Below are 21,160 nucleotides of genomic sequence, written 5' to 3' on the forward strand. Positions count from 1 at the left end.
AGTTCTCCGGTTTAGGCGTCGATCCAGACTTCGGAAAGCGGTGGCGCGTCGCGCGCACCGTCGGGGCGTGCGATGACCTGTTTGCGCATCGCAAAGAAGGTGTTGTTCGGGGCCAACGGCGCCATCCAGGGGTCGTCGACGAGGTAGAGCTTGTTCCATTCGCGGAGGACGGCCTTGCCCTCGGAGGAGTTCGGGTCGATCTCCGCGATTTTGGCAAGCAGGTTCTTGTACGAATCCGGCTGGTAGTGGGAGGCGTTCGGAATACGCACAGGTTGGGCGAAATCGAAGAACGTCCCGGGGTGCATATTGTCGGAGAATCCGAATGGGGAAACGAACATCCCACCGTTGACCTTGCGAGTGCGAAAGCGCTCGAGGTAGGCGGAGTATTCGCCGACGTTCAGCTGGGCGTTGATCCCGATGGCCTTCCAGTCGTCCTGGACAAACTGGGCGAGAGCTTCACGGCTCTGGCCGATGTCCATGGGGATGGTGATGCCTTCAGCGCCGGCCTGCTTGAGCAGGGACTTCGCCTTTTCGGGGTCGTAGACGAGGAGGGCTTCATCCTCCGGAATGTAGGCGGGGGATTCCTTCGGCCAGGGCAGAACCTGCGGTTGTATGACGCCCTCGCCCCATTCTGAGGCGATACGCTTGCGGTCGATTGCGAGCGTCAGCGCCTGGCGCACGCGGGTGTCCTTCAGCGCCGGGAAATCGACGACAAGGCCGGCGTACCACGAGCCGCCGACGCCGCCGTCAGTCACGACCACGTCCTTGCTCGAACGGAGGGCTTTCACCATCTCCGGCGTGATCTGGCTGGCGTGCATGAGCTCCCCCGTCTGGAGGGCGAGAATGCGAGCCTGCGTGTCGGAGTAGATGCGGCCCTGGATCTTGTCCAGGTACGGTTTGCCGGTGTCCCAGTAGTTCTCGTTGCGGACGAGCTCGTAGCCCTGGTTGGGGGTGTAGGAGGCGAACTTAAAGGGCCCGGAGCCGTTGATGGTCTTCATCTGGGCTGCCTGGGCCACCGTCTTCTCATCGACGATGGGGAGGAGGGCGAAGTAGTCCTCCATCCAGGGGCGGCGGGCGGAGAACGAGATGTCGAGCGTCAGGGGATCGACAATCTTGATGTCGCTGATGAGCTTGCCCGGGTTCTTCAACTGGCTGGTAGTAGTGTCGGCGCGAAACAGTTCGATGCTGTAGCGCACGTCCTCCGCGGTAAGTGCTCGGCCGTCGTGGAAGGTGAGGCCGGAGCGAAGCTTGACGTTCACGCCCGTGAAATCCGGCTTCATCTCGAACTTCTCGGCCAGCGCGAGGCGCGGCCGGTTGTCGGCTCCCTGGATGATGAGCGTGTCCCAAATGGACCAACGGAGATAGAAGTTGTTCGCGTTGAAGGCGAACACAAGTGCGTCGGGTGCCGGCTCTCCGGAGTCGACGATCAGGGTACCCCCGCGCTTCGGCGTCTTTACTGCCGGAGTGGAGTTCGTATCCGGCGAATCGTTGTTCCCTGAGTCTTCGTCGTCATCATCGCCGCAACCGGCGATGGCGAGTCCGGCAAGGCCGATCCCGGCGGACGCGGAGGCGGTGATCATTCGGCGCCGGCCAAACCGTGTTCCGAGTCTGCTCGCTCGAGTGTCCATGAAGCGCCCTCCTGGCTGACGCGGTGCGGTAACGTTTGCGCTTTGTACCTGCTCGCTGCGAGCGATGTCAATACCGGTGATTAAGCTGCACACGTCGTTCTGCTAACTTCCGAACGTAACGGGCGACCGGAAACGTCTCTTGCGATGGTGGTGGGGAGTGTGTAAAGGTTTGCGCATTCGGAGGCACACTGGCATGCAACGCTCCCCCATCCACACCCGCATCTGTGACATGCTCGGCGTCGAGCATCCGATCTTCGCTTTCAGCCACAGCAAGGACGTGGTGGTGGCTGTCTGCCTCGCAGGTGGGGTAGGGGTCCTTGGGGCGACGCGCATGTTCCCGGATGAGATAGAGGCGACTCTGGCGGAGATTCGCGAACGTGTAGGGCCCCGGCCGTTTGGGGTGGACCTGGTGTTGCCCCAGGGTATGCCCGAGAGAAACAACCGGGAGGAGATTGATGCACAGCTTCCCGAGCCTCACCGCGCGTTTGTCGATCACCTGTACGAGAAGTACCACGTGCCGCGAGACGGCCAGGCCGGCCCGCGCTCGCGCTTCGTGCGCTCGAACGAAGTAGCGCGCCGCCAGGCCGACGTCGTCCTCGACTCGGATGTGGACATCTTTGCGATGGGGATCGGGAGTCCTCCCGAGTTCATCGCCGCGGCCAAAGCCGCCGGTAAGCGCGTGATGGCGCTGGTGGGAAATCCAAAGCACGCTCGCAAAGCGCTGGCGCAGGGAGCGGAGATCCTCGTGGCCCAGGGCCACGATTCGGGAGCCCACACCGGGCCGATCGGCACGTTCTCGCTTGTGCCGCAGATCACGGCAATGGCCGGCGATGTCCCCGTGCTCGCGGCGGGCGGGGTGGCTACAGGCCAGCACATCGTCGCGGCCATGGCTATGGGCGCCGTCGGCGTGTGGGTGGGCACAGCCTGGCTGGTGACGAAGGAGGGGCACACCTCGGCGAAGCTGATGCCGAAACTCCTGGCGGCGAACTCAGACGACACCGTCATCACGCGTTCGAAGAGTGGGAAGACGAACCGCCAACTGCGCACCGCCTACACCGACGAATGGGAAGCTGCGGACGCGCCGGAGCCGCTGAGAATGCCGTACCAGGACATCCTCGTCGGCGACCTGCTCGGTGCTATCGACCGGTACGAAGTCGAACCGTTGCTCGGGAGCGGGCTGGGCCAGGGCATCGCCTGGTTCAAAGTGGAGACCACGGTGGCCGAGGTGATGGAGAAGTTCGTAGCGGAGGCCCGATTGAGCCTCGACCTGCTCGATACTCTGCGCGCCGCCTCTTCCGAAGTCCCGGCCGCCAGGTAGCCTCATGACTGACGCCGATAGCCAAGCCCCAAAGCCCGGAAGCCCCGAACCGCCTCTTCACGGACCGGCGACCATTCACGATGTCGCCCGCAGGGCAGGGGTCTCGACGTCGACGGTGTCTCGGTCGCTCTCGGGAGAGCCGCGCGTGAGTGCCCAAACGCGCGAGCGGATCCGGCTGATCGCCGAGGAGATTGGCTACCGTCCGAGCCGATCGGCGCAGGCGTTGCGCCTTGCCCGGACTGGCACCATCGGCTTCCTGGCACCCAACCTCGAGAACCCGATTTCGTACGACCACCTCCGGGCGACGGTGCGGGCGGCGCACGAGGTGGGCTACACCGTCCTCGTCGGCGATTCGCAGGACTCGCCGGAGATCCAGGACGCCGAGATCGCGCGCATGCGCGACTACCGGGTGGACGGCCTCATCATCGGCCGCGGGCTGGTGCCGGTCACACGGTCACTGTTCCAACTTGTGGACTCGGCTATCCCGGTGGAGCCTTACTTCACGGCAGGGGACCTCAAGGTGGAGCCAGGCGGGCGCGTCAACGTCTACCGGCACATCACGTCGGATGCCGTCGGGGCGACCATCGCCTTCCGGCGGCTCGCTCGGCTTGGCCACCAGCGGTTCGCGATCTTCCTGTTCGCACACGCAGCGTCCGCGACAGGACGCGCGAGGCACCAGCGCTTGCGAGAAGTTCTGGACTCGGAGGACAGGCGCTCGGCCTCGGTTGTGGAGGTCCGGGTGGCCGACCCGGACGAGTGCGTGCCCGAGTTGCACCGACTTATGGCCTCCCCAGATTCACCGACGGCGATCATTTCCGCGAACGGTAGACTCACGCCATACATCCTCGAAGGCATCCATTCGGCCGGGCTGGAGATGCCGGGCGATGTCTCGTTCATGTCGTTCGGCGACTCGCAGTGGCACCGGGCCTACTCACCGCCTATTTCGGTGGTCCGCCAGGACTATGCCGCCGTGGCGAAGTCCCTGGTCCAGCGGCTCGTGCAGCGAGTGGCGGGCGCGATCCCTGAACCTGGGGAGGTCCGCGAGTCCGAATTCGTCATGCGCGGTTCGATGGGGCAAGCTCCCAGGAGCGTGCTGCGCAGCGTGACCCCCGAACGGACGAGGCGGGCACGGCGAGGAAGTTCGGATGCCGGGTAGGCGCATCCTCGCGGGGGTCCGCGTGCTTGACATCACGCAGATTGTGGCGGGGCCCGTATGCACGCGCATGCTGGCTGATCTGGGGGCGAACGTGGTGAAAGTCGACGCGCCAGGAAGGGACGGTGACGAAGGCCCGCGGCGTAGCGCTGGGCCAGCGGCCCAGAACTCAGGCAAGCGCTCTATCGTCGTCGACCTGAAGCGGCCGGAAGGGCTCGCGGTGGCAAAGAAGCTCGCGCAGGCAGCCGACGTGCTCGTCCAGAATTATCGGCCGGGCGCACTGGAGGCGCTGGGACTGGGGTACGAGCAGCTTCGGGCGCTCAACCCGAGGCTCATCTACACAACGATCAGCGGGTTCGGCGACAACACGTCGTTCGCGCGGCGCGGCGCTTTCGGGGCGACCGCACACGCAGAGGCCGGTTGGCTCTGGGTGCAGCAGCAGGCACAGGGCGGCGACCAGCCCTTCGCGCCGGGCGTCACGGTGGCCGACATCGCGACCGGGATGAACGCCTGTACGGCCGTCCTCGCGGCGCTCTACGACCGGGACCGCACGGGCGAAGGCCAGGCGATCAACGTGACCCTCATGGACAGCCAGCTTGCTTTCCTCGCTGAAGCGGCCGCGCCGGCGCTTGTTGACCCCGAGGGCACAAGCTGGACGCCGTTTCGCCACGGACTTCAGCGAACGCGGGACGGCTATGTGGCCATCAACGCAGGGTCGCCGCGGAACTGGCGGCGACTCGCCCGAGCAACGGGACAGGCAGAATCAGACGCTTCGACACGGGAGTCGGCCGAACGGATGCTCGAAGAATGGGCCGCGGGCACAGCGTCCACCGAAGTGGCGCGCGCGATGGAGGAGGTGGGCGCCCCGTACGGGGTGTTGCGGACGATCCGCGAGGCCGTGCAGCACCCGTATTTCGCCGAGCGCGGCATGATCGCTTCGATCCCCGACCCGCTGGAAGGCACGGCGCGAGTCGTGTCGTCGCCGCTCTACTTTTCGAACGCGGACAGCGGGCCGATGAGAGGCGCGCCACTGGCCGGCGAGCACACGGTTGAGATTCTCCGAGAACTTGGGCTCTCTGACGACGAGGTCTCAGAGATGGAGCGGGACGGAGTCATCGAGCGCACTAACGCCGCGGAGGAAGCCTCGAAGTGATTACGGCGGACGCATGCAGCGAGGCGGTCCGCGCCTACGACGCGCAGGGGATCCACCGCACCGGTACACGAGTCGATGCGGACTCGGCCGAGTGGCTCGTCCAGGAGCTTGCGGCGCGTGGGGTTGAAGGCGTGATCGAGGAACACCCGTTTTCGCGGATCGACCCGTCGGACTGTGAAGTGGCGATCGGGGCGTGGAAGGTGGCGGGTTACCCGCTTCTGGACAGCGTATTGCCGCGGCCCGGGACGACGATCGAGGGCGTCGTGTGCGGCGAACCGGGCCAGGGTCGCATCGCCATTGTCCAGACCGATGGCCACGGACAGACCTCCACTATCGACCCGCTGCGGTCGCAACCATGGGCTGCGATTGTCGCGGCCGTGCATGGCGCGTCCGGCGGGCTGACGCTGCGGAACGTTTGGGAGTTCGGACAGCCCCACGGCCCTCCTGTCATCCAGGTACCGGGCGAGGCCTGGGAGGCGCTGGTTCGTGCACGGGACGGCGGCGCGGCGGCCACCATCCGGTGTGGCGCGAGCACCACAGAAACCAGTGCCGCGAACGTGATCGCGCGCGTGGCTGGTGCGGATGCAGCACTGGCCCCGATCGCGGTTCTCACGCCGCGCAGCGGCTGGTGGCATTGCGCCGGCGAGCGTGGAGGGGGCATCGCCATCTGGCTGGAGGTGGCGCGGGCGGTGCGCGCCCTCGCACTGCAACGCAGCATCGACTTCGTGGCGACAACCGGGCACGAACTCGGGTTCTGGGGCATCGAACGCTACTGCGAGCGCCATCCCGGCGCAGCCGCGGCAGCCATGTGCTGGGTCCATCTCGGCGCGAACATCGGGGCGAAAGGCACCGCCACTGTCGTCCGGTCGGCCACTCAGAGGTTGCTCGATGCGCTTGGCGCGGCCGATGGAAACCTGGGCGAAAGCCGCGTCGGTCCCACGTGCGAGTTGCGGCCAAAGCCGGCAGGCGGCGAAGCGCAGGTGATCGCCGCGCATGGCGCGGCGTACGTCTCGATGGTGGGCGCTGGTTTTTCGCTCTTTCACTCGTCGACCGACCGATGGCCGGTCGCGATCGATGCCGAGGCGATCGCGCGGAACGCTCGCCTCGTCCTGCAATTCATCCGTCGCTTCGAACCGGCGGCCAGCTAGTGTCCGGGAGGTAGACCATGGAGTTCCGATTCACGGCCGACGAGGACGCCTTCCGCACGAGGGTGCGCGACTTTCTCGGCGGCTGGGTTGGGCCGAACGGCCAGGTGGCGAGCGAGCGCTTCGATGACCTCGAACGGGAGATGGCGGCGCAGAATTGGCTGACGATCGCCTGGCCCGCGGAGTATGGCGGGGGCGGAGCAAGCCCGTTGCAGCAGTTGATATTCAAGGAGGAATGCTGGCGGGCGGGCGTGAGCCTGGACTCCCAGGGCGTGAACCTCCTGGGCCCGTCGCTGATGGTGCACGGCAGCGAGGAGCAGAAGCGCGAACATCTGCCACGCATCGCCTCGGGCGAAGTACGCTGGGCGCAGGGGTTCTCGGAGCCGGGGGCGGGCAGCGACCTGGCGAGCCTGCAGACGAGGGCGGTGCGCGACGGCGACGATTACATCATCAACGGTCAGAAGATATGGACTTCGGGTGCGCACCTTGCCGACTGGATCCACCTGCTGGCCCGCACGGACCCGGACGTGCCGAAGCACCGGGGCATCAGCTATTTCATGATCAACCTCCGTTCGCCCGGCATCACGATCCGGCCGCTCATCCAACTGACGGGCGTCCACGGGTTTAACGAGGTGTTCTTCGACGACGTGCGCGTGCCACGGCGAAACATGATTTCGGAAGAGAACCGCGGTTGGTACGCGGCCACCACAACGCTTGACTTCGAGCGCTCGGGGATAGAGCGCAACCTGGTGGCGCAACGGGATTGGCGGAGGCTGTACGAGTTCGCTGCATCGAACCGGGCAGCGCTCGTGAACCGCCCGGCGACCTGGCGCCACCGCATGGCCGACCTCCGTATCGAGGTGGAAGTCGGCCAGTGGATCGCGCGGCGCGTGGCCTGGATGCAGGGCCGCGGGCTGGTCCCGAACTACGAGAGCTCGATGTCGAAGACCTACAACTCGGAGGTCGGTCAGCGGATCGCGGAGTTTGGGGTGTCGCTGCTCGGGCTGCCGGGGCAGTTGCGGGAGCCGGAGCGCGAACCGGGGCAAACGATTGCCTTCCGATACCTGGACGCGCGGCGCCTGACGGTTGGGCAGGGGACGAGCGAAATCAATCGCAATGTCATCGCGACACGCGGCCTCGGGTTGCCGAGAGGGTGAGCACGGCAGTGGACACTGACTTCTCGGCGATGGCGGAGGTGTTGTGGGAGCGCACCGATGGCGTGGTCACCCTCACGTTGAACCGTCCGGAGCGGCGAAACGCAATCACCAAGACAATGCTGGCGGAGCTCCTGTACGCGGTAGAGGCCGCAAGCGGCGACGACTCGGCGCGAGTGGTGGTGGTGCGCGGTGCCGGGAAGGGCTTCTGCCCCGGCGACGAGCTTCGAGGGATGGGCGAATTGCCTGCCGAGTTCCGGTTTCGACCGGTGGCGCCAGTGAGCCATGCAGCGCTGCAAACGGCTCTCCGGAGAGCGCCCAAGCCCACGATCGCCGTCATCCATGGCTTTGCATTCGGCGTGGGGCTGGACCTGGCCATGGCGTGCGACTTCCGAATTGCGGCCGACGACGCGGAACTACGCGACCAGCGCGTCATCGAGCGCGGCATGCACGCCGTGACCGGCTGCGCCTGGTTCCAACCTCGCGCGATCGGCCTCACCCGGGCGCTGGAGTTCCTGGTGCTGGGGAAGCCCTATAGTGGCGCCGAAGCGGCGGCCGCCGGGATGGTGACCAGTTCGGCGCCGGCGGGCGGTCTGGACGCGACGGTTTCGGAGCTGACGAACCGACTGGCGACCGCGCCGACGAAGGCGATCGCGCTGATGAAACAACAAATCTACACGGGCCTCGAAATGGACCACGCGGGGTTCATGGCTTTCGCCGCACCCCTTACGAGGGACGTGGTGATCGAGGACAGGGCCGAGGGAATTCAGGCGTTCCTGGAGCGCCGGGCGCCGCGTTTCACAGGCCGGTGATCGCAATCCGCGCGGAAGTCGCGCGAAAGGAGACAGGAAGCAATGGACAGCGACGAACTCATCAAGGTGGTCCGCCACGAAGGTTGGGCCGAGCTCATCCTCAATCGACCGCAGCGGCGAAACGCTCTGATCGGCCCGTTGTTGGAGCGCCTCACGGGCGCCCTGGGCGTCCTTGCAGCCGACGACGCAGTCGAGGCGATCGTCTTTCGAGGTGAAGGCGGCGCGTTCTGTTCGGGCCACGACCTGACGGAGTTGCAGGCGCAACCCCGGCCGCCGTGGGCCGAGACGCTAGCTGTCATCTTTCGGGAGACGAACATCGCGCTGTTCAACTTCCCGAAGCCGATCGTCGGTGCCCTGGAAAAATGCGCCATCAACGCGGGCGCTGCCCTGGCGCTGTCATCCGACATCCTCATCGCGGGAGAGACTGCGTTCTTGCAGGTTGGCGAGATCCAGCAAGGTGCACCGATCGCGAACAACGCTGCGTGGCTTCGACTGAAGGCCGGCGAGGCAGTGGCCTCGCGCATCACGCTCTACGGAGACCGCGTTCCGGCCCGCGAACTTCACCGTCTTGGGCTCGCGGCGGAAGTGGTACCCGACGGCGAGGTGGTGAGCCGGGCCTCGGCGATCGCCGAGCGGCTCGCGGGGTTCCCTCATGGGGCGGCCGGGCGGCATAAGGCCGATGTCCGGGCGCAATCCGGGATTTCGGACGCCGAGACGTGGTTCCGCAAACAAACGAACACAGCGCTGCTGAGCGCGGCACGAGTGGGATAGGAGGGCGGCCATGTTCACCGATGACGACGCACAGGCGGTGCTGGCACGGTTCGGGAGCGCCTACTTTAGCAAGCAGGCCGAACGTCTGGCCGATGCCATTACGCCGGACGCGGAATGGCATTTTGCCTTCGGGCCCGATGCGCCGCACGGTCGCGTGCGGAAGGGGATCGACGGATTCATGCGAGGGCTTCGCGAAAACGATGAGATGTTCGAATCCCTACGCTTCGACGACGTGGTCATCCGCGCCATCGCTGACGACCAGATCGTGATGACGTACACGGCGAACGGCCGCCGCGACGGGGAGGCATTTTCCTTGCGGGGCATCGAACTCGTAACGGCCCACGAGGGGCGAGTGCGCAAGAAGGACGTGTTCTGGAAGCAGCAGACGGCGCACGCCGAAGATTGCGTCGCGGACGACTAACACGGTCCACCATTCGCCGACGACCTCGAGGGTCCGCGCGACTGAGCAAGGCATGCCGGCGAGATTGGTGCGGGCCAACGGTGCCTCTTCTTGATTGCCGGCAGTGCCTTTGCCGTTGCGTTCAATGCGTCTGCGTCGCGACGGGCTCGGCCTGCGGCTCCCACTCTTCGCCGTAGTCCCGAATCGCTGCCAGGATCGGGACGAACGCCTTGCCCTTCGCAGTCAGCTTGTATTCCGAACGCGGGGGGTGCGCGCTGTACGGCACCGCGACGATCATTTCCGCTTCCTCCAGCTTCTTGAGCCGATCCGAGAGCAGATTGGTTGAGATGCCTTTGAGCGATTCGAGCAGCGTTGAGTAGCGGCGTCTGCCCCATGAGAGGTCGCGCAGGATCAAGATCGTCCAGCGATCGCCGACCACGTCGAGGGTCCGGGCCACAGGGCAGTCCTGCTGTGTCTCATAAGTGCGCGACTCCGGCATGTGGTCCTCCTCAGTAGATTTAGTTTGGCATAGTGACTTGACGACAATCAAGTCGAACGTACAGACTCTTTTAGTCACTATCACATTCTCAAGGCAGACGGCCTGAGAACGGAGTCTTCAGATGTCGAGTCCCGATTCACCAGTCGTTTTCGAAGTGAATGATGGAGTCGCGACCATCACGCTGAACCGCCCCGAACAGATGAACACCATCAACGGCGAACTTGGCTCCGCCCTGATCGAGTCCCTCCGCGAGGTGCGAAACCGGGACGACATCCGCGTGGCGGTCATCACAGGAAACGGCCGAGCGTTCTGCGCCGGCGCTGACCTCCGCAGCCGCGCCGACGGGCCAGCCGCGGCGAGCGGGGTAGCAGGGCTGTTCCGGACGGACGACGCGCCGGGTTTCCACGAGTTCGACGCGAAGAAACCGATTATCGGCGCTGTCAACGGGTACGCCCTTGGTGGCGGCTTCGAAATCGCTCTCTCGTGTGACCTCCTCATCGCCAGCGAAGCGGCGACCTTCGGTCTGCCGGAGATCACCCTTGGGTTCTTTCCGCTGGCTGGCGCGCCGGTAAAGCTCCCGCGGGGCATCTCCCGGACGATGGCGAACGACATGCTCTTCACCGGTGAACGGATCGATGCGAAGAAGGCGTACGAATACGGCATCGTGAGCCGGGTGGTCCCGGCGGACGAACTTCTGCCAACTGCGCAGGCCATGGCAGCAAAGATCGCCAGCTACGCGCCGCTCGCGGTCCGTTCGATGCTCGAGCTGGTCAAACGCCAGGGGAATCTCCCCGAAGGCGAAGCCATGCGCCTCGCATCCACCATGCGGTGGGCGATCGGCCAGACAAGCGACGCGAAAGAAGGACCTCGGGCCTTCGCTGAGAAGCGCACCCCCGTGTTCAAGGGCGAATAGCCGCCGGCTAACGTCCTTCCGCCCCGAACTAGTTCACACCTCACTCCTGGAGTAGCGAATACATGACCCACGAAGCTCCTGCCGGTCGCGTGCGCCACGAGCGCCTCGGCCACGTCCTCAAAATCACCATCGACAACGTCACCCGCCGCAACTCGTTCATCCCGGAGATGATGGAGCAGCTTTCCGAAGCGCTGACGCTGTTGGATGAAGACCCCGAACTTCGCGCCGGCGTCCTTTGCGCCGAAGGCGGTCACTTCACTGCGGGCCTCGACATGCCGAAGTTCTTCGGTCCCGGCGCGACGGCGCGGACGACCCCGGAAGGTCAGGTGGATGCCTTCCAACTGACTAAGACGTGCCGCAAGCCGATAGTCGCCGCTGTCCAGGGGATCACGTACACGATTGGGATCGAGATGGTCCTCGCCTGCGACATCGTGGTCGCGGCGGATGACGCGCGCTTCTGCCAGATGGAAGCGAAGCGCGGTCTCGCGCCGCTCGCCGGCGGCAACTTTCGCTTCCTCACCCGTATGGGCTGGGGAGATGCGATGTATCACCTGCTGCTCGTCGACGAATTCGGCGCCGCCGAAGCGCACCGGATCGGCCTGGTGCAGGAGGTCGTGCCTGCGGGCAGCCAGGTAGAGCGTGCGCTGGAACTGGCCGAGATCATCGCCAAGAACGCACCCATCGGTATTCAGATCACCAAGTTGACCGCCCGGAAGTTCTACGAGGCGGCGGAGGCCACTGCCATCGCCGCCCTTCCTGATATCCGGGCGGCCGTCATGGGGACTGAGGACATGAAAGAAGGCATGCAGTCCTTCATCGAGCGGCGACCTGCGGTGTTCACGGGTCGCTAGCCGGCACACCGCGGCGAACGGAGGTCAGCAATGGTGAAGATAGCGACAGGCTTCGGCTCGGGACGCGGCTGGAACGAGGCGGTGAGCTGGGTGCTCGAAGCCGAGAAGTTAGGTGTCGACAGCGTATGGACCGCCGAGGCCTGGGGCTTCGATGCGGTGACGCCACTGGCGTACCTCGCTGGAAAAACCGAAAAGGTGAAGCTCGGCACCTCGATCATGCAAGCCGGGACTCGCACACCGGCAGCGGTCGCAATGACCGCGCTCACGATGCAGTCGCTCTCGAACGGCCGGTTCATCCTCGGGCTGGGGAACAGCGGACCGCAGGTCATCGAAGGCTGGCACGGCATCCGCTTCGACCGACCTGTGCAGCGCTTGCGCGAGATCGTCGAGATCGTGCGCATGGCCGCCTCGGGAGAACGCGTTACCTACAACGGGAAGGTCTATCAGCTCCCGCTCCCGGGAGGCGAGGGCCGTGCCCTCAAAGTGAGCGCTCCGCCGGCACATGTGCCGATCTACCTCGCCACGCTTGGCCCGAAGAGCCTCGAAGTAACGGGCGAAATCGCCGATGGCTGGCTGGCATCGTCATTCACCGCGGATAACTCGAAGCCACTTCTCGATGCCATCCGGCGCGGCGCTGACCGCGCTGGCCGCGACTTCGACGCGATCGAACGCCAGGCCGGTGGCGTCGTGCAGTTCGGCGACGACCTGGACAAGCTGATCGCCCCGCGGAAGAGCGGCTTCGCGTTCGAGATGGGGGCGATGGGCTCGCCCGAACACAACTTCTACAAGGACGCTTACGCGATGCAAGGCTTCGGGGAAGCGGCCAACCGCGTCCAGTCGCTCTGGCTGGAACGGAAGCGCGAAGAGGCTGCCGCTGCCGTCCCGGACGAGCTCGTCGTCAAGGCAAACCTGCTCGGAACAGAAGCGATGGTGAAGGACCGCATTCGTGCTTACCGCGATGCCGGGATTACTTCGATCAGCGTGTCTCCCGCCGGGGAAACTCTGGGCGAGCGAGTCGAGACCCTCGGCCGATTCATGAAGCTCGTCGGGGAAGTCAACGCCGCCCCGTAGCGGCGCACTGCCCGATTCCACAGGAGGATCCAATGGGACAGCCAACAGAGGCCGAACGAGTCCGTGGCTACATTCTCACCCAGGCGAACAAACTCACCATCCCGGAACTCGTAGACAAAGTCCGGACCGATACGGCTCCGCTGCGCGAGGCGGCGGCCTCGGTGCCGGAGGATCGCTTCTTCGACCGGCCAAACTCCGAAGATTGGTCGGCGGCCGAAGTCTTCACTCACATCCTGGACATGAATGACAGGGGCGCCGAGCTGATCGCCGGCATTCTCGACTCCGGCGCGGCCCCTGCCGCCGTAGCTGATGTGATGACCGGCGAAACCAGGGGCGGGCTGAAGCACGCTGAGGACTTCTGGCAGGCCTACGTCGCCAAACGAGAACCCCTCCTCGAACGAGTGCTGTTGGCGCGCGGGGATGAGTACCTTGAGGTCCGAGTGAGGTCCTCGTTCGGTGACCTGACGTGGCGCGAATGGCTGCTCTTCATGCGTGTCCACGACCTCGACCACATGCGTCAACTCCAGACGAACGCCGCCCACTTCGGCGGCTGACCTCGACCTGTTTCCAGTTCCACGAGGAGGAAGCCATGGACTTTCAGTTTGCGCCGGCCGAAGAGCGCCTCAGGGTCGAAGTGAAAGCATTCCTCGGCTGCTCACTTCCGGCCGTCGACCAACGGTTTCATCCCGATGTTCCAGGCGGGGATGACTTCGAAGAGGCGAAGGCGTTCAACGAGAAGCTCGCAGCGCGTGGATGGATCGCCCCCGCGTGGCCGCGAGAGTACGGCGGCCTCGGCGCCACGATTTACGAACAAATGGTGTTCAGCGAAGAGTTTGGCTATCACGGCGCTCCCGATAACGGCACGCGCGCGTTCGGCGTCGGTATGCTCGGCCCAACGCTGATCGTCCACGGCACCGCGTCGCAAAAGGCAGAACATCTCCCGCGCATCACCACCGGCGAAGCCGTCTGGTGCCAGGGCTACTCCGAGCCCGGCTCGGGTTCGGACCTTGCGTCCCTGCAAACAAGAGCCATCCGGGATGGAGACGACTTCATCCTGAACGGACAGAAGATCTGGACTTCGGGAGGCCACGGAGCGAACTGGATCTTCGTCCTCGCGCGGAGCGACCCTGACGCGCCCAAGCACAAAGGCATCAGTTTCTTCATGGTCGACATGAAGACTCCGGGCCTCACCGTGCGCCCGCTCGTAAACATGGCAAACCGCCACGACTTCAACGAAGTGTTCTTCGAAGACGTGCGCGTGCCGGCGGCCAACGTCGTTGGCGAGGTCAACCGCGGGTGGTACGTCGGCATGACGCTCCTCGACTTCGAGCGGTCGGGCGTCGCGCGGACCGGAGCCCAGCGAAGGACGCTTGAGCTGTTTGCCCGCTGGCTGAGGAAGGCCCCGGACGTGGCCCGGGCGCGCGCGCGGTTAGGGCTCGCGGAGATGGTTATCCAGAACAACGTCGTCCGGGCTCTTGGCTACCGGATCGGCGACATGCAGACCCGCGGTCAGCACCCTAGCTACGAGGCGTCGATGGTCAAGGTCTTCCAGTCCGAGCTGAGCCAGCGCATCTACAACTTCGGATTGAACGCGCTCGGACTGAGCGGACAAATCCGCTCCGGCGACGCCCGGGCACCTCTGCTCGGTGAGTTCGCCGAGAACTACATGCTCATCTCGCCGGCCTCGGTTTACTCGGGTTCGAACGAAGTCCAGCGAAACATCATCGCCTCCCGCGGTTTGGGCCTGCCTAGAGATTGAGTCCGGCAGGTGTCCCTGAGAACGCAGAACGCAGGCATCGTCCAATGGCGGACGCCGACCCCAAAACAAGGAATTGAGAACAACGTGGAAATCGCAGGATCAGTGGCGCTGGTTTCGGGTGCCAACCGTGGACTCGGAGCGGCCTTCTGCCGGGCACTTTTGGAAGCCGGCGCGTCGAAGGTTTACGCGGGCGCCCGCGACATCGACAAGTTGGGCGTTCCCGGAGTGATCCCGGTCAGGCTGGACATCACCTCGCCGACGGATGTGACGGCAGCGGCAGGCCAATGCGGTGACGTCAAACTGTTAATCAACAACGCCGGGATCCTGACCGGGGCTGGAGTTTTCTCAGAGGACGCGATGGAGGCCGGACGGCGGGAGTTCGAAACCAACGTCTTCGGACCGCTTGCGTTGACCCGCGCTTTCGCTCCCATCCTTGGATCGAATGGCGGCGGAGCGGTGATCAACGTGCTTTCGGTCCTGTCGTGGCTGAGCAATCCCGGCGCCGCGTTCTATTGCGCGTCGAAGGCGGCATCATGGTCGCTCACAAACGCAATGCGCCAGGACTTGCACGCCCAGCACACCCACGTGATGGCGCTCCATGTAGGGCTGATGGAGACCGACATGGCCGCTCGCTTGCGCGGTTCGAAGTCCTCTCCGGACGATGTAGCTTCGCAGGCGTTGGCCGGTATCCGGGAGGGCGCGTTCGAAGTGCTCGCGGATGAAACGAGCCGGCGGGTGAGGAATGGGCTCTCCGCTGACCTCACCGTCCTGTACCCGTCACTCGCACCGGTGGTCGGCGCGTAGGAACTGGGCGAGTCGAACCTGGAGGAGCGAGGTACGACCCCCAGAGCAAGGAGAACCACGCCATGAAGGCGTTCGTCATCACCAGGTACAAGGGGCCGCTGCGCGAGGCGGACGTGGCTGAGCCCGTTGTCGGCGACGACGATGTGCTGGTTCAGGTCCACGCTGCGGGCCTCAACCAGCTCGACGAAAGGATTCGACTGGGGGAGTTCAAGCAGATCCTCCCATACAAGCTCCCGCTGATCCTCGGCAACGATCTCGCCGGCACCGTCATCAACGTCGGGACGAGGGTGCGCGCGTTCAAGCCTGGCGACGAGGTCTACGCTCGCCCCGACAAGAGTCGCATCGGCACGTTCGCCGAGCGCATCGCCGTCGCGAAAGGCGACCTTGCGTTGAAGCCCGCGTCGATCAGCATGACGGAGGCCGGCTCGCTGCCTCTGGTCGCACTCACCGCCTGGCAGGCGCTCGTCGAGCGCGGCAAGGTGGAGCGGGGACAAAAGGTCCTCATCCACGCCGGGGCGGGCGGGGTCGGGTCGATCGCGATCCAACTTGCCAGGCACCTCGGAGCGAGCGTTGCGACCACCGCCAGCGCCTCCAATGCCGACTTCGTCCGCAGCCTCGGCGCAGACACGGTGATCGACTACCGCACCGAGAATTTCGAGCAGATCCTGGATGGATACGACTTCGTGCTGGACAGCCTGGGCGGAAAGAACCTCGAGAAATCACTCCGCATCCTGAAGCCTGGCGGGAAGGCAGTGGGGATTGCCGGTCCCCCGGACCCGGCGTTCGCACGCGAGGCGGGCGTGAACCCTCTGCTGCGCCTGGCGATCAAGGGACTCAGCTGGAAGATCCGCAGGCAAGCGAGAAACCTCGGCGTGACGTACGAGTTCCTCTTCATGCGTGCGAGCGGAGACCAACTCCGCCTGATCAGCGCGCTCGTCGACGACGGCAAGCTGCGCCCGATAGTGGGGAAGGTTTTCGACTTTACCCAGACTCCGCAAGCCCTGCAGTCGCTCGCCAAGGGCGGCATCCGAGGCAAAGCCGTCGTCACCCTTGCGGACTCTCCGCCGCCATCCACTCACCGCACGACGAATCCGGACGCAGAAGTCTGAGACAGGGAGAACGCCATGCACGAGATTAGGACCCCGCGAGGCCTCGGACCTGCTGTCCCATGAAACTGGGGACGTCACTTCGTTTTCTGTTTCCGACATCGCCGCGAACGCACGAAGCGTTCCGGCATGCACTGGCGGCAGCGCCCGCGGGCTCGTTTATCGAGCGGCCCATGGGTGCGTACGATACCGCCGAGCAGGCCAGTAACTGGCTGGAGGTTGCCGCGGCGGCTCGTGCTGCCGGCCTCGACGGTCTCCTTGTCGGCGACAATCACGCGGTGGCGCCGGGCTATGCCAACTGCTTTTCCCCGGTCCCCTCGATCGCGCGCTTGATGGCCGTGACCGGGGATATGCCGGTCGGAATGGTGCTGCTCGCCCCGTTCTACGAGCCGATTGTTCTCGCCGAACAAATCGGTACCCTCGCTGCGTTTTCCGAGGCGCCGCTCATCGTCACGCTCGCGCTGGGCGGGCGGGCTCAGACGTTCGAATCGTTCGGTTGGGAGATGCGCACGCGCGTTGGCCGACTGGAAGAGTTGGCGACGGTCGTCCGGGCGTTACTCGCCGGCGAACGGGTCACATTCCACGGCCGGTACCACACCGTGGTCAGCGCGCAGATCAGCCCGCTGCCTCGGGTTCCAGTGTCGCTCTGGCTCGCCGGGACGGTCCCTGAGGCGGCCGCGCGCGCCGGGCGCCTCGGCGATGCCTGGCTGTGCGGCCAGAACGCCTCCCCAGCCGAATTGAAAGCGCAATTGGCGGTCTATCGGGAAGCGGCGGCCCAGGCAGGCCGGATACCCCGGCCGGTGCTTCGCCGCGACATCTTCGTCGGCGAGACCGACACCGACGCCCGCACAGTCGTAGAGCCCATCCTGGCCGAAGGGTACCGGGGCACTGGCCACGATACGCTGCTCGTAGGCGGGCCTGAGACGGTGATACAGCAGCTTCGGGAGTACCGGGCGATGGGCTTCGAAGAGGTCATGGTCCGGCACATCGTTGGGGACCACCAACAGATGCTGGAGTCGTTCGAGCGCATTGGGCGCCACGTGATGCCGACGATACGAGGACTCTAGGACGGCCCTTGCAGCCGCCTCATCGGAGTTGACGCCCCGCGGCGTTCGCCGCCTCTTCGGCGGCGGTTAAGTCACTCCCGGACAGGCCAATGAGATAGCAGGCAATCGGCGCCGCGATTCGCTCCGACGCATGCGCTGCGACGCCGGCTATCTCCAGGAGCCGCTGGACAACGGTGGCATCCGGAGCGCTTACACCGAGCGACTCGGCAAAAGCGGAGAGCCATGCGTCCGCCGTTACCCGGCTCTCCGCCAGCTCTGGACTCCTCATCTCATCGCCCATCGTTCAACCCCACTGGTTCGAGGCGGGCGGGCACTGACTTGTGCCAGGGAGTCCCGGCCCAGGGGTCGCGCGCGGCGCCCGCGGTTAGCTCGTTTGGAGAAACACCGGTCTGAACGCGCTGGCCATTCTCGATGTGGTCCAAACCGAGTCCGTTCGGCAGGGCGATGTGCCCTGCGGACATCCCCGGGTCAATCTCGACGCGCACTACTGCGAAACCTTGAGGAGTAGTCACCCCGGCGAGGCCATTGTCTGACAAACCGACTCGCTCGGCGTCCTGGGGCGAGACACGGAGGGCGCCCTCGCGGTCGTGTTTTCGCCACGCGGGGTCGCGGAAGGCCGTGTTCGCGGTTGACGACCTTCGTTCACCAGCGGAGAGGAGGAACGGCCAGTCCGGGTCGTCCCCGGGAGGAATCTCCGTGCGCAGCGATTCGAGTTCGCCCAGAAGTTCAAGCATGACGGTGTTGACGCGGCCGTCGGGCGTGGAGACTCTGCGCCAGGTCTCGTCGGTGTCGTCGTCCGTGAAAGCAATCCCGGACGGATTCTCAAGGATGGCGTCGAACAACCGGTCACCAGCCTCCGTCCCGGTCCCATAACCGGCTCGCTCAACGCCCCCGGGATTGGCGACGGCGCAGCGGCGGGCAATCGGCCAGAGCGCCGCTGCCGATGCCGCTCCGTGCGGAAGAGTCGGCCCGAGCGTCCGGTACAACACAATCGGAGCGACAACGGCCAACTTCGGATGAGCGGCCAGGGTCGCGTCGAAGGCGGCCGAGAAAGACTCCCGTCCGTGTTCCGCTGCTTCGCGCAGGGACTGGAGATCAACACCGTCCAGGAACCCGGCTGCTTCGACGATTCGTGCATGGATCTCGGGTTCGGGCAACGGTCCTGCGGGAGCCTCGATAACAGGCCGGCGAAGCTGGAAGACGTTCTTGGGAAAGTCGAAGTTGAAGAACGTCGCCTCGTGCTTCTCGAATTGGGTTCGGGCCGGGAGGACATAGTCCGCCATGCGCGCGGTCTCAGTCATGAAGACATCGATCACGACGACCGTGTCGAGCGCCTCCATGGCTCGCCGCGTACGTTGACTGTCGGCAATCGAGTGGACGGGATTGCCAGACTCAACGACCAACGCCCGGTAACGATTCGGGTGGTCCGTCAGGATCTCGTCCGGAATGACGTTGCAGGGCACGAGGCCGCCGAGGATCCGCGCACCGACGACCGGACTCGTGGGGAACGTTTCGGGATTAAGTTCCGCCGAGTTCGCTCTGACCAATGGGACCATCATCGATGGCGCGTACTGTCCACCTGCACGCCCAGATTGCCCGTTAGCGTCCATGCGAGCTTCTCCAGGTAGCTGACGAGGGTCGAGTGTCGGTTCATTTGTATGCCGAGGTCCTCGAACACTGCGACACTTTTCGCAGCCGCCAGCCGTCGCGCGGCCCGGCGAACGAGATCCTCGTCGACCCCAGATATCTCGCAGTAAGCCGCGACCGGAATAGCGGTGAAGGCGGCCCGTATCTGATCGACGCCATTCGCATGTGCCCTCAGCCAGTCAGCGTCGATCAGTCTTTCCTGGACGATGACGCCAACCAGCGCGGCCAGCAGCCACGCATCCCGGCCCGGCCCCACCCGCAGGTGGTAATCGGCGATGGCGGCCGTCTCGGTCACCCGCGGATCGATGACGATCATGGAGCGCTTCGGATCTTTCGCAATCGCCCGCAAGGTCGCCCGGGCGCGGGGAATGCCATGGCTCATCCACGGGTTCTTGCCGACGAAGAGGGCCACCTCGCAATGTTCGAAGTCGCCGCGGACGGGGGTGCCGAACATCGCGCCGTTGACCCAGATCTCACCGCCCTTCTCCTGGGCGATGGCCGAGGACTTGTAGCGCCCACCAAACGCTCTAAACATCGCTCCGCCATAGGCTCCGCCGAGATGGTTTCCCTGGCCGCCGCCGCCGTAATAGAGAATGCTCTCGCCACCGTAGGTGTCGCGTACGGCGCTCAACCTTTCGGCCACCTCTCGGGTCGCCGTATCCCAATCGATCTCTTCGAATGAGCCATCTGCGCGCCGGCGCAGTGGGTTCAGGACTCGCTCACCACGACCATTCTGGTAGTAATCGAGGCGGAGCGGCTTCTCACAGGTGTAGCCCCTGGAAGCCGGGTGATCGCGGTCCCCGCGAATCCGGTCGAAGGTGCGACCATCCTCGCCGAGGCGGATTTCGATCCCGCAGTTGGATTCGCACAGGATGCATGCGGACTTGCGCCACTCGTCCGGTGTCGAAACTGCCGAGACGGTTCCATCGTTAGCTGTCACAGCTAGCCTCACTTCCGTTGTTCCTGACGCGGACCGTCCCTGCCACTCGGATCAGAGTTCCGTCCGGAGCCTCGCGTCTTGAAGGCCGGCCCCGGCACCAGCTCGACTTCGCGAGACTCGACGACCTCGCCGGTGGCCGTATCGACCAGGGCAAGCCGCACATCCTGGCCGGATTCCCGGTGTATCAGGCGAAGCGGTTCGTTCCCTTCACCTAGCGCGTTCTTGTCACCCCATTCACGAAGCGCGACCAGGACGAATTGGAGGTCCCATCCGCGCTGCGTTAGCCGATATTCGGACCGAACGCGGCCGCGCCCGTCGGTGTAATCGGACATCTTGAGAATGCCTGCTTCGGTTAGTCGCCGGAGGCGATCGGAGAGCGTCGCGCGGCTGATGGCCAGGCGGTCGATGAGGTCATCGAAGCGCCTGACGCCGTTCATCACGTCGCGAATGACCAGCATGCTCCAGCGGTCGCCAAGCAGGTCAAGCGCCGACGCGACCGGACAGGGCGTGGCCGCAACCTCTTTCCAATCCATGTTGGCACCATAGTCTTAAGTCTGTATCTTGAACTTACGCCTCAAGTGCATTGTTGGCAATCCCCGCCAGCCGCGCGGCAACGCCGGCGCGTGCGTGTTCCCACGGGAACCGCTGGCGCGGAGTTCACGCCTCAGACTGGAAATCAGCGGGTCGTTCGGGGTTGCCGCGTGAATCTGGCGATTCGGTGTAGATCGGCCTGGAGTAGACGAGTCGGACGGTCGTTTGTCCGGCCAGAAGGTCTGTCGCTCTTGAGTCGGGCCGATGGAACCAGTTCGTTACCGTCGCCCACAGATTCAAAACTGGTGGTTTGGTACCCCCGGAGAGACTCGAACTCCCAACCTTCTGATCCGAAGTCAGACGCTCTATCCGTTGAGCTACGAGGGCACGCGTACCGCTCTATCATGATAACACCCCGGCTGCCGGGGGCACTGATCT

At 65.0% G+C, this 21,160-nt stretch carries 20 protein-coding genes, 1 tRNA gene and 2 pseudogenes; 16 read left to right on the forward strand and 7 right to left on the reverse strand.

The window, feature by feature from the left end:
- Nucleotides 1-11 precede the first annotated feature (11 nt).
- The gene (locus tag IPG14_RS11370; RefSeq protein WP_343387749.1) at nt 12-1,628 is read right to left on the reverse strand and encodes an ABC transporter substrate-binding protein; all 1,617 of its coding nucleotides are present in this window, start codon (nt 1,626-1,628) and stop codon (nt 12-14) included.
- Between the two features lie 193 nt (nt 1,629-1,821).
- Between IPG14_RS11370 and IPG14_RS11375 the strand changes: the two genes are divergently transcribed.
- Genes IPG14_RS11375 through IPG14_RS11410 form a run of 8 tightly spaced genes read left to right on the forward strand, consistent with a single transcriptional unit; the run spans nt 1,822 to nt 9,555 of the window.
- Nucleotides 1,822-2,946, forward strand: a complete 1,125-nt coding sequence (locus tag IPG14_RS11375; protein ID WP_343391920.1) for a nitronate monooxygenase — start codon at nt 1,822-1,824, stop codon at nt 2,944-2,946.
- Between the two features lie 4 nt (nt 2,947-2,950).
- Nucleotides 2,951-4,102, forward strand: a complete 1,152-nt coding sequence (locus tag IPG14_RS11380) for a LacI family DNA-binding transcriptional regulator (protein ID WP_343386547.1) — start codon at nt 2,951-2,953, stop codon at nt 4,100-4,102.
- Complete coding sequence (locus IPG14_RS11385) at nt 4,092-5,252, forward strand: CoA transferase (protein WP_343391921.1); 1,161 nt, start codon at nt 4,092-4,094, stop codon at nt 5,250-5,252. The genes IPG14_RS11380 and IPG14_RS11385 overlap by 11 nt, the downstream gene beginning before the upstream one ends.
- Entirely contained in the window at nt 5,249-6,400 is a 1,152-nt protein-coding gene (locus IPG14_RS11390) for a M28 family peptidase (protein ID WP_343386549.1), read from the forward strand. Before IPG14_RS11385 ends, IPG14_RS11390 begins: the two co-directional genes overlap by 4 nt.
- Nucleotides 6,401-6,417: 17 nt before the next feature.
- The gene (locus tag IPG14_RS11395) at nt 6,418-7,554 is read left to right on the forward strand and encodes an acyl-CoA dehydrogenase family protein (protein ID WP_343391922.1); all 1,137 of its coding nucleotides are present in this window, start codon (nt 6,418-6,420) and stop codon (nt 7,552-7,554) included.
- Between the two features lie 8 nt (nt 7,555-7,562).
- Complete coding sequence (locus IPG14_RS11400; RefSeq protein WP_343391923.1) at nt 7,563-8,363, forward strand: enoyl-CoA hydratase-related protein; 801 nt, start codon at nt 7,563-7,565, stop codon at nt 8,361-8,363.
- Nucleotides 8,364-8,405: 42 nt separating this feature from the next.
- Nucleotides 8,406-9,134 carry an enoyl-CoA hydratase/isomerase family protein gene (locus tag IPG14_RS11405; RefSeq protein WP_343386552.1) on the forward strand — a complete coding sequence of 243 codons (729 nt, stop codon included), beginning with the start codon at nt 8,406-8,408 and terminating at the stop codon, nt 9,132-9,134.
- Between the two features lie 10 nt (nt 9,135-9,144).
- Nucleotides 9,145-9,555: a nuclear transport factor 2 family protein gene (locus IPG14_RS11410; RefSeq protein WP_343391924.1), complete on the forward strand. Its 411-nt coding sequence runs from the start codon at nt 9,145-9,147 to the stop codon at nt 9,553-9,555.
- On the opposite strand, the pseudogene IPG14_RS11415 reads toward IPG14_RS11410, so the two are convergent.
- Nucleotides 9,520-9,633, reverse strand: a pseudogene (locus IPG14_RS11415) (transcriptional regulator); the annotation flags it as partial. The gene IPG14_RS11410 and the pseudogene IPG14_RS11415 overlap by 36 nt on opposite strands.
- A 43-nt stretch (nt 9,634-9,676) precedes the next feature.
- Nucleotides 9,677-10,033, reverse strand: a complete 357-nt coding sequence (locus IPG14_RS11420; RefSeq protein ID WP_343386554.1) for a helix-turn-helix domain-containing protein — start codon at nt 10,031-10,033, stop codon at nt 9,677-9,679.
- 121 nt (nt 10,034-10,154) lie between these two features.
- Here IPG14_RS11420 and IPG14_RS11425 point away from each other — a divergent pair, with 121 nt between their 5' ends.
- From IPG14_RS11425 to IPG14_RS11460, 8 genes are all read left to right on the forward strand, one after another.
- Nucleotides 10,155-10,946: an enoyl-CoA hydratase/isomerase family protein gene (locus IPG14_RS11425; protein WP_343386555.1), complete on the forward strand. Its 792-nt coding sequence runs from the start codon at nt 10,155-10,157 to the stop codon at nt 10,944-10,946.
- A gap of 62 nt (nt 10,947-11,008) precedes the next feature.
- Nucleotides 11,009-11,797, forward strand: a complete 789-nt coding sequence (locus IPG14_RS11430; RefSeq protein WP_343386556.1) for a crotonase/enoyl-CoA hydratase family protein — start codon at nt 11,009-11,011, stop codon at nt 11,795-11,797.
- Nucleotides 11,798-11,827: 30 nt separating this feature from the next.
- Nucleotides 11,828-12,868, forward strand: a complete 1,041-nt coding sequence (locus IPG14_RS11435; protein ID WP_343391925.1) for an LLM class flavin-dependent oxidoreductase — start codon at nt 11,828-11,830, stop codon at nt 12,866-12,868.
- Between the two features lie 32 nt (nt 12,869-12,900).
- Complete coding sequence (locus IPG14_RS11440; protein ID WP_343391926.1) at nt 12,901-13,422, forward strand: DinB family protein; 522 nt, start codon at nt 12,901-12,903, stop codon at nt 13,420-13,422.
- A gap of 35 nt (nt 13,423-13,457) precedes the next feature.
- Entirely contained in the window at nt 13,458-14,627 is a 1,170-nt protein-coding gene (locus IPG14_RS11445) for an acyl-CoA dehydrogenase family protein (RefSeq protein ID WP_343391927.1), read from the forward strand.
- Nucleotides 14,628-14,711: 84 nt separating this feature from the next.
- On the forward strand, nt 14,712-15,431 hold the full coding sequence (locus tag IPG14_RS11450; protein ID WP_343391928.1) for an SDR family oxidoreductase: 720 nt from the start codon (nt 14,712-14,714) through the stop codon (nt 15,429-15,431).
- Nucleotides 15,432-15,493: 62 nt separating this feature from the next.
- Nucleotides 15,494-16,540, forward strand: coding sequence for an NADP-dependent oxidoreductase (locus IPG14_RS11455; RefSeq protein WP_343391929.1), 1,047 nt, complete (start codon nt 15,494-15,496; stop codon nt 16,538-16,540).
- A 170-nt stretch (nt 16,541-16,710) separates the two neighbouring features.
- A complete protein-coding gene (locus IPG14_RS11460) occupies nt 16,711-17,604 on the forward strand; it encodes an LLM class flavin-dependent oxidoreductase (RefSeq protein ID WP_343391930.1) in 894 nt (297 codons plus the stop codon).
- Between the two features lie 19 nt (nt 17,605-17,623).
- Here IPG14_RS11460 and IPG14_RS11465 read toward each other — a convergent pair whose 3' ends face one another.
- The 4 genes and pseudogenes from IPG14_RS11465 to IPG14_RS11480 all read right to left on the reverse strand — a co-directional run bounded on the left by IPG14_RS11465 (nt 17,624) and on the right by IPG14_RS11480 (nt 21,109).
- On the reverse strand, nt 17,624-17,872 hold the full coding sequence (locus IPG14_RS11465; RefSeq protein ID WP_343386561.1) for a DUF6457 domain-containing protein: 249 nt from the start codon (nt 17,870-17,872) through the stop codon (nt 17,624-17,626).
- A 1-nt stretch (nt 17,873) separates the two neighbouring features.
- A pseudogene (locus IPG14_RS11470) lies at nt 17,874-20,191 on the reverse strand (molybdopterin-dependent oxidoreductase).
- A gap of 8 nt (nt 20,192-20,199) precedes the next feature.
- Nucleotides 20,200-20,724 carry a helix-turn-helix domain-containing protein gene (locus IPG14_RS11475; RefSeq protein WP_343386563.1) on the reverse strand — a complete coding sequence of 175 codons (525 nt, stop codon included), beginning with the start codon at nt 20,722-20,724 and terminating at the stop codon, nt 20,200-20,202.
- Nucleotides 20,725-21,033: 309 nt separating this feature from the next.
- Nucleotides 21,034-21,109: transfer RNA gene (locus IPG14_RS11480), tRNA-Arg, on the reverse strand.
- Nucleotides 21,110-21,160 lie beyond the last annotated feature (51 nt).

The sequence above is a fragment of the Candidatus Amarobacter glycogenicus genome, from assembly GCF_016704105.1.
In the GTDB taxonomy this organism is placed as follows: Bacteria; Chloroflexota; Dehalococcoidia; order Tepidiformales; family Tepidiformaceae; genus Amarobacter; species Amarobacter glycogenicus.

Excerpts from the sequence above, each read along its gene's own strand:
- IPG14_RS11455 (WP_343391929.1), top strand. The coding sequence starts at position 15,494 with ATGAAGGCGTTCGTCATCACCAGGTACAAGGGGCCGCTGCGCGAGGCG.
- IPG14_RS11430 (WP_343386556.1), top strand. The coding sequence starts at position 11,009 with ATGACCCACGAAGCTCCTGCCGGTCGCGTGCGCCACGAGCGCCTCGGC.
- IPG14_RS11395 (WP_343391922.1), top strand. The coding sequence starts at position 6,418 with ATGGAGTTCCGATTCACGGCCGACGAGGACGCCTTCCGCACGAGGGTG.
- IPG14_RS11440 (WP_343391926.1), top strand. The coding sequence starts at position 12,901 with ATGGGACAGCCAACAGAGGCCGAACGAGTCCGTGGCTACATTCTCACC.
- IPG14_RS11460 (WP_343391930.1), top strand. The coding sequence starts at position 16,711 with ATGGGTGCGTACGATACCGCCGAGCAGGCCAGTAACTGGCTGGAGGTT.
- IPG14_RS11425 (WP_343386555.1), top strand. The coding sequence starts at position 10,155 with ATGTCGAGTCCCGATTCACCAGTCGTTTTCGAAGTGAATGATGGAGTC.
- IPG14_RS11375 (WP_343391920.1), top strand. The coding sequence starts at position 1,822 with ATGCAACGCTCCCCCATCCACACCCGCATCTGTGACATGCTCGGCGTC.
- IPG14_RS11380 (WP_343386547.1), top strand. The coding sequence starts at position 2,951 with ATGACTGACGCCGATAGCCAAGCCCCAAAGCCCGGAAGCCCCGAACCG.
- IPG14_RS11385 (WP_343391921.1), top strand. The coding sequence starts at position 4,092 with ATGCCGGGTAGGCGCATCCTCGCGGGGGTCCGCGTGCTTGACATCACG.
- IPG14_RS11420 (WP_343386554.1), bottom strand. The coding sequence starts at position 10,033 with ATGCCGGAGTCGCGCACTTATGAGACACAGCAGGACTGCCCTGTGGCC.
- IPG14_RS11475 (WP_343386563.1), bottom strand. The coding sequence starts at position 20,724 with ATGGATTGGAAAGAGGTTGCGGCCACGCCCTGTCCGGTCGCGTCGGCG.
- IPG14_RS11435 (WP_343391925.1), top strand. The coding sequence starts at position 11,828 with ATGGTGAAGATAGCGACAGGCTTCGGCTCGGGACGCGGCTGGAACGAG.
- IPG14_RS11465 (WP_343386561.1), bottom strand. The coding sequence starts at position 17,872 with ATGAGGAGTCCAGAGCTGGCGGAGAGCCGGGTAACGGCGGACGCATGG.
- IPG14_RS11370 (WP_343387749.1), bottom strand. The coding sequence starts at position 1,628 with ATGGACACTCGAGCGAGCAGACTCGGAACACGGTTTGGCCGGCGCCGA.
- IPG14_RS11445 (WP_343391927.1), top strand. The coding sequence starts at position 13,458 with ATGGACTTTCAGTTTGCGCCGGCCGAAGAGCGCCTCAGGGTCGAAGTG.
- IPG14_RS11405 (WP_343386552.1), top strand. The coding sequence starts at position 8,406 with ATGGACAGCGACGAACTCATCAAGGTGGTCCGCCACGAAGGTTGGGCC.
- IPG14_RS11410 (WP_343391924.1), top strand. The coding sequence starts at position 9,145 with ATGTTCACCGATGACGACGCACAGGCGGTGCTGGCACGGTTCGGGAGC.